Annotated in this window: 3 protein-coding genes; all 3 read right to left on the bottom strand. The window is 52.9% G+C overall.

The genetic code is table 11. The features are described from left to right. A partial coding sequence (locus ACYC56_RS03340) for a 6-phosphofructokinase (RefSeq protein WP_461372764.1) occupies nucleotides 1-860 on the bottom strand: 860 nt, incomplete at its 3' end. After that, on the bottom strand, nucleotides 860-1,753 hold the full coding sequence (fba, locus tag ACYC56_RS03335; protein WP_461372763.1) for a class II fructose-1,6-bisphosphate aldolase: 894 nt from the start codon (nucleotides 1,751-1,753) through the stop codon (nucleotides 860-862). The genes ACYC56_RS03340 and fba, both read right to left, overlap by 1 nt. A gap of 230 nt (nucleotides 1,754-1,983) precedes the next feature. Next, on the bottom strand, nucleotides 1,984-2,343 hold the full coding sequence (locus tag ACYC56_RS03330) for a phage holin family protein (RefSeq protein WP_461372762.1): 360 nt from the start codon (nucleotides 2,341-2,343) through the stop codon (nucleotides 1,984-1,986). Nucleotides 2,344-2,574 lie beyond the last annotated feature (231 nt).

Below are 2,574 nucleotides of genomic sequence, written 5' to 3'. Positions count from 1 at the left end.
ATGAAACGGTCGAACGGGCTTGCTTGTCCGCCCCTCTGCAGGTGGCCGAGGTTCATAAACCTGGTTTCAAGACCGGTCTTCTCCTCGATGATATCGGCAAGATACTCACCTATGCCGCCGAGCCTCACGTGCCCGAACGCATCGGTTTTCTCATTGACGACCACCTGCTCGCGACCTTCCGGCTTGGCGCCTTCGGCAACCACGATAATGCTAAACGTCTTACCGTTCTGGCGGCGGCGTTTTATCCTGTCGATGATTTCATCGACGTTGAAGTGGTGCTCGGGGACGAGGATGCTGTCTGCGCCGCCGGCAATACCGGCGTAGAGCGCGACGTGCCCGGCGTCCCTTCCCATGACTTCAACGACTATTATCCTATGGTGCGACTCGGCGGTCGTGTGGAGCCTATCGAGTGCTTCGGTGGCAACCTCGACGGCAGACTGAAAGCCTATCGCAAAGTCGGTGCCGTTGATATCGTTGTCGATTGTCTGCGGGATACCGACAGCTGGTATGGGCTCGGGTAGGCTATTGAGCTTGTGCGCAACACCCAGGGTGTCGTCGCCGCCGATGCAGATCATCGCGTCGATACCGGCGCGCTTCAAGTTCTCTGTCATCTTGTCGACCGCGCCGTCGATTTTAAACGGGTTGGTTCTCGATGTGCCGAGAACTGTACCGCCCTTCGGCAGAATCCCTGAAACGGAGTGCATCGTCATTTCCTCGTAATCGCCGTTAATCGGGCCGGCCCAACCGTTCTTAAAACCAAGGATCTGGTGCCCGCCCTCGAGTCCACGCCGTACAACCGCCCTAATCGCGGCATTAATGGCGCTTGAGTCGCCGCCACCGGTGAGCATTCCTATCCTCATTACGCAACCCCCCCAGCCATATGCGCCATTGTCTCGGTCGCTTTACCGGCGGAGCCGAAAAGCTTGATCTTACCGTCGACGATTTTCATCATCTCATCGATGGCAGGCTTAAGTAGTTTTCTGGGGTCGATGACATCCGGGTTTTCCTGGATGAAACCGGCGATCCCGCGTTTAAACGCATCGCGTATCTCGGTGTCGATGTTGATCTTGGTTACGCCAAGAGAAACTGCGGTCCTGATATCTTCATCGGGAATGCCCGAGGCGCCATGCAGGACAAGCAACGCCTTGTTTCCTACTTTTTTCCCGATTGCTTCAAGCCTCTTGAAGTCGAGCTGCGGTTTTCCTTTATACCAGCCATGTGCGTTACCGATCGATACGGCCAACGCGTCGATACCGGTGCGCTCGACAAAATCAAGCGCCTGGTCCGGGTTGGTCATCGAGGCCTCACGCTCGGATACGGAAATCGCATCCTCTGTACCGACAAGCCTTCCCAGCTCGCCCTCGACCGAGATGCCGGCGGCATGCCCGAGCTTTACGGCTTCTGCGGTAAGCCTCACATTGTCTTCATAGGGATGTTTTGAGCCGTCGAACATAATGGATGAAAACCCGGCGCGTATCGAGTGGACCAGATGCTCGAAGTCGGTACCGTGGTCCAGGTGAACCGAAACCGGAACCCCCGTCTCCCCAGCGGCGATTTTCGCCATGGCCACCAGGTTCTCCATTCCAGCGTACTTTGCGGCAGACGGTGAGACCGCAAGGATAATCGGCGACTGCTCTTGTGAGGCGGCGTTAAAAATCGCTTTTGTTATTTCTAAGTTGTTTGTATTAAACGCTCCCACTGCGTACCCGCCATCGCGCGCTTTCATCATAAGCTCGTTATTTGTCCTAAACACTATAACTCCTCCTGTATAAAATAATTTGTTATTGTTCTACCCGTTCAGCAAAAAAATAAGCAAAGCTTGCCTTATTGCCACTGTGCTTGAAGTGCTTGGACACTCTTGCTTTGTCGCTATAAGGTATCGGATTCGCCTGTGACTTCCTGAAGTAGTATTAGCCTGCTGTAACGTGTTTTACTAAGTATAATGCTATGAGCGGTTTAAGGAAGGTATTATATGGTAAATTACTATTTTTTAGGCGTTTTCTTGGGAGCCTTTCCAGGCAGTTTTCCATCGCGCATACTCAAGCGCACGAGCACTATGCCGCCAAGAATAAGGACGGCGCCGATGGAGAGGTAAGCCAGGATATAGCCGATAAGGCTTGCCAGCAAGAGGAAGAATCCAACCGCTACAAAGATCGAGGCAATCGAGAAAAATGTAAAGGCGAGGATAAAGAAGGCAGCCTTTCGCGCAGCAGTTCCAATCGGTCTCGTGATGTTTTGTTCGACGATCATCGTTATCTGCTGGCGCGCGTACGTCATGACAAGATCGAATAGCTCAAGAACCGCGTCGATAATCGTTTTTCCACCCTGTGTAGTTTCTTTCATTTTCCGCTCCTCTAGTTATTGTTTGCAAGTGTATCAAACACGGGCGGAAAAGGACAACTAAGCTGCGTTAAGCCTCATCTCCTTGGATTTGCAAGATCTCGCGGAGTTATGGCTTCCACCCGGCACTTCGGTCGGTGTTATGCCTAAGGAGCACTTTCCATCGAAATGGCTGCACTCAAGACATCCCGGCCATGAGATCTGCCAGCAGAGCGAGTCAAGACTGCTCAAGTA

The organism is Candidatus Aquicultor sp. (assembly GCF_054640775.1).
Note: the sequence above shows the minus strand (reverse complement) of the source record. Positions and strands in the feature narration are given on the sequence as shown.

Coding starts and splice junctions, on each gene's coding strand:
- ACYC56_RS03330 (WP_461372762.1), bottom strand. CDS start 2,343: ATGAAAGAAACTACACAGGGTGGAAAAACGATTATCGACGCGGTTCTT.